Annotated in this window: 4 protein-coding genes; all 4 read left to right on the top strand. The window is 69.5% G+C overall.

Going from position 1 to position 3,850, the window contains the following annotated elements; genetic code table 11:
- Positions 1-105 precede the first annotated feature (105 nt).
- The 4 genes from manD (at position 106) to ACESK8_RS16000 (ending at position 3,771) form a co-directional block, all read left to right on the top strand.
- Positions 106-1,332: a D-mannonate dehydratase ManD gene (gene manD, locus ACESK8_RS16015; protein ID WP_372969518.1), complete on the top strand. Its 1,227-nt coding sequence runs from the start codon at positions 106-108 to the stop codon at positions 1,330-1,332.
- Positions 1,322-1,975: a bifunctional 4-hydroxy-2-oxoglutarate aldolase/2-dehydro-3-deoxy-phosphogluconate aldolase gene (locus ACESK8_RS16010; RefSeq protein ID WP_372969517.1), complete on the top strand. Its 654-nt coding sequence runs from the start codon at positions 1,322-1,324 to the stop codon at positions 1,973-1,975. Before manD ends, ACESK8_RS16010 begins: the two co-directional genes overlap by 11 nt.
- Positions 1,972-2,931: a sugar kinase gene (locus ACESK8_RS16005; protein WP_372969516.1), complete on the top strand. Its 960-nt coding sequence runs from the start codon at positions 1,972-1,974 to the stop codon at positions 2,929-2,931. The genes ACESK8_RS16010 and ACESK8_RS16005 overlap by 4 nt, the downstream gene beginning before the upstream one ends.
- Positions 2,932-3,009: 78 nt before the next feature.
- Entirely contained in the window at positions 3,010-3,771 is a 762-nt protein-coding gene (locus ACESK8_RS16000; protein ID WP_372969515.1) for a Pr6Pr family membrane protein, read from the top strand.
- The last annotated feature ends 79 nt before the right edge of the window (positions 3,772-3,850 follow it).

Here is a 3,850-nt window from a genome sequence, read left to right as displayed (position 1 = left end):
ACCCCCGCGACGCGATCTGATCGCCCCGCTTACACACGACCAGGGGTGCGGGCGCCCGAACGCCCGCACCCCACACCTCATTCCGCACCTCCAGGAGAGAACGACATGACCATCGAGATCGCCGACGTCATCATCACCAGCCCAGGGCGCAACTTCGTCACGCTCAAGATCACGACCTCCGACGGCATCGTCGGCCTGGGCGACGCCACTCTGAACGGACGCGAGCTCGCCGTCGCCTCGTACCTCTCCGACCACGTCGCCTCGATGCTCATCGGTCGCGATGAGGACAGGATCGAAGACACCTGGCAGTACCTCTACCGCGGCCCGTACTGGCGTCGCGGCCCTGTCACCATGGCGGCGATCGCAGCGGTCGACATGGCCCTGTGGGACATCAAGGCCAAGAAGGCCGGGATGCCGTTGTACCAGCTGCTCGGCGGCGCCAGCCGCGAGGGCGTCCGCGTCTACGCGCACGCCTCGGGCACCGACTACGCCGCCTTGAAGAACGCGATCACCGGATACGAGGAGCTCGGCTTCACCGCCGTCCGTGTGCAGACCGGTGTTCCCGGCCTCGGGCAGATCTACGGCGTCTCGGCCGCAGGCCCCGGCGTGCGCTACGACTACGAGCCCGCCAAGCGCTCGGGCGACCGCCCCAGCCAGGAGACGTGGGACACCCGCAACTACCTCACCCACATGCCCGGGATCTTCTCGCAGATCCGGGAGGACTTCGGCACCGACCTCCGCATCCTGCACGACGGGCACCACCGGATGTCGCCGATCGAGGCCGCGCGCTTCGCGAAGGACATCGAGCCGTACGACCTCTTCTGGCTCGAGGACTGCACCCCCGGCGAAGATCAGACCGCGCTGCGCCTGGTGCGGCAGCACTCGACGACGCCGCTCGCGATCGGCGAGGTCTTCAACTCGGTCTTCGACTACCAGACCCTGATCACCGAGCGCCTGATCGACTACGTGCGCTCGGCGGTCACCCACACCGGCGGCATCACGGCCATGAAGAAGCTGCTCGACTTCGCCGCGATCTACGGCATCAAGTCCGGCATCCACGGTCCGACCGACATCTCGCCGGTGGGCATGGCCGCGGCGCTGCATCTCGACCTGGCGATCCACAACTTCGGCATCCAGGAGTACATGCCGCACAACGAGCAGACGCTCAAGGTGTTCCAGACCTCCTTCACGTTCGAGCGGGGCTTCCTGCACCCCGGCGACCAGCCGGGTCTCGGGGTGGACCTCGACGAGGATGCCGCGGCAGGCCACGAGTACACCAAGGCATACCTGCCGGTGAACCGCCTGCTCGACGGGACCGTCCATGACTGGTGAGCTCCGCCGGGTCGCGCTGCCCCAGCGCACGGTCGACTCGCGCCTGATCGTCGTGGCTCGCGCGAAGCGCGCGGAGGACTACGACGCCGTGCTCGACGTGCTCGTCGATGCCGGCATCCGCAGCGTCGAGCTGACGCTGACCACCCCGGGCACGTTCGAGCACTTCCCGCACCTGCTCGCGCGGTTCGGCGACATGATCGACCTCGGCATCGGCACCGTCACGAACAGCGTCGACCTGGCACGCGCAGTCGAGGTGGGCGCCGCGTACATCGTGACCCCGATCACCTCGACGGACTTCGTCGCCCAGGCGACGGATGCCGGGGTGCCGATCGTCCCCGGCGGTCTGACGCCGACCGAGCTGTTCGCCTCGTGGTCCGCCGGCGCATCGGCCGTCAAGGTGTTCCCCGCAGGGCAGGTCGGCCCCGGATATCTCAAGGATCTGCGGGGCCCCTTCCCCGACCTCGTCGCCGTGCCGTCGGGCGGCGTCGACCTCGCCGGAGCCGAGGCCTGGCTGCGCGCCGGTGCCGTCGCCGTCAGCGTCGGCGGCCCGCTGCTCGGTGACGCCTTCGCCGGGGGCGACATGTCGGCGCTGCGCGAGCGCGCGGCCGCCTTCGTCGCGGTCTGCTCCCGGAGCGAGGGATGACCGGTTCCGCACCCTCGGTCGTCACGCTCGGAGAGACCATGGCGCTCGTGCGCACGACCGAGATCGGCTCGCTGCGGCACGCGGACTCGCTGGCATTCGGCATCGGCGGCGCGGAGAGCAACGTCGCGATCGGTCTCGCGCGCCTCGGCGTCGGCACCTCGTGGCTCGGGCGGGTCGGCGACGACTCCCTCGGCGAGCGCGTCGTCCGAGAGATCCGCGGTGACGGCGTCGATGTGCGAGCGATCGTGGACGTGGATGCCGCGACCGGCCTGATGGTGAAGGAACGTCCCTCTGCCGCATCCACCGCGGTGCACTACTACCGTGGGGGCTCGGCCGGATCGCGCCTGCGACCGGAGGATCTGTCGGACGGGTGGGTCGAGGGGGCGTCACTGCTGCATGTCACGGGCATCACGCCGCTGCTGTCGGAGTCGGCACGGATGACGGTGCACGCCGCGATCGATCGGGCGCGGGCAGCCGGCACCACGGTGAGCTTCGACATCAACTACCGCTCGGCGCTCGCCTCACCCGCCACCGCCGGACCCGTGCTGCGGGAGATCGCCGAGCGCGCGGATCTGGTGTTCGGCGGCGACGAGGAGTTCGGGATCCTCTATCCCGACTTCTCCTCAGCGGATGCGGCCGCACAGCTGCGTGATGCCGGGGGCGCGACGACCATCCTCAAGCAGGGTCCGGAGGGCGCGACCGTCTTCACCGCGGACGGTGTGAGCTCCGCCGCCGGGTTCGCGATCGTCCCTGTCGACACGGTGGGTGCGGGCGACGCCTTCGTCGCCGGATACCTCAGCGGAACGCTCTCCGGCCTGGACCTCCAGGCGACCCTCCGTCGGGCGAACGCCTGCGGTGCCATGGCCTGTCTCGTGCCGGGCGACTGGGAGGCGGCGCCGACCCTGCGCGACCTCGAGAGATTCCTGGCCGGCGACTCCGATCCGGTGCGGCGCTGACCCGCGCATCCGCTGATCGGATTCGACTGCATTCCGGCACGGTACGGCGACCCCTGCCAACACGCGTAGCCTCGAAGAATGACTGAAGCCGTCGCCTCTCCGTCCGCGGCTTCCGCACTGGGAAGCCCTCCGCCCGCCCGCGCGCGGCTGTTCGAGAACGCCGCCGTCAATCTGCGTCCCGTCGCCCTGGTCTACCGGGTCGCCGCACTCGCCGTCATTCTCACCGGTGTCATCCGGCTCTCGGAGGTCCTGACCGGTCAGCCGGCGTGGTCGACGTTCCTCTTCTATACGATGCTCAGCAACCTGCTCTGCCTGGCATGGATGCTGGCGCTGCTGACGCGCACCGTGCGCGACCTGCGTCGCACCGGCGCGGGGGGCACCTCGACCCCGAGTGCTCGCGGCAGCGGTGCGGTGATGTTCGCGATCACCGTGACCATGCTGATCTATCTGGTCGTCCTGGTGCCCACGAGGTTCGCCGACGGCGACTCGGACGTCTTCTCCCTCACCGACAATCTGATCCATGTGGTCACGCCGGTGCTGCTGATCGTCGACTGGCTGCTCTTCGTGCCCAAGGGAGCCTTCCGATGGATCGACCCGCTGCTGTGGACGCTCCTCCCCTACGCGTACCTGGGTTGGGCGTTCGCGTACAGCGCGTCCGGTGGAGAGTTCGCGCCGGGCCAGAAGTACCCGTACCCGTTCATGAACATCGAGGCGCTCGGCATCCCCGGTGTCGCCCGATGGATCGTGATGCTGTCGCTCGCCCTGATCGCGGTCGGGTTCGTCTACGTCGTGCTCGACCGGATCCTCGCGGCCCTCTCCCGGCGCATGCCGCGCCGCTGATCCCCTGTCACGAGAGGTTTGCTGGCTCCCTCCCGGTCCGGATGCGGGACAACCTCCCGGGTCGGGGGGGGGGGGGGGG

The sequence above is a fragment of the Microbacterium sp. genome, from assembly GCF_041641055.1.
In the GTDB taxonomy this organism is placed as follows: domain Bacteria; phylum Actinomycetota; class Actinomycetes; order Actinomycetales; family Microbacteriaceae; genus Microbacterium.
This window is presented reverse-complemented; position numbering and strand designations above follow the sequence as displayed.

What these genes read in the sequence shown, in the direction of transcription:
- manD (WP_372969518.1), top strand. Translation starts at nt 106, where the DNA reads ATGACCATCGAGATCGCCGACGTCATCATCACCAGCCCAGGGCGCAAC.
- ACESK8_RS16010 (WP_372969517.1), top strand. Translation starts at nt 1,322, where the DNA reads ATGACTGGTGAGCTCCGCCGGGTCGCGCTGCCCCAGCGCACGGTCGAC.
- ACESK8_RS16005 (WP_372969516.1), top strand. Translation starts at nt 1,972, where the DNA reads ATGACCGGTTCCGCACCCTCGGTCGTCACGCTCGGAGAGACCATGGCG.
- ACESK8_RS16000 (WP_372969515.1), top strand. Translation starts at nt 3,010, where the DNA reads ATGACTGAAGCCGTCGCCTCTCCGTCCGCGGCTTCCGCACTGGGAAGC.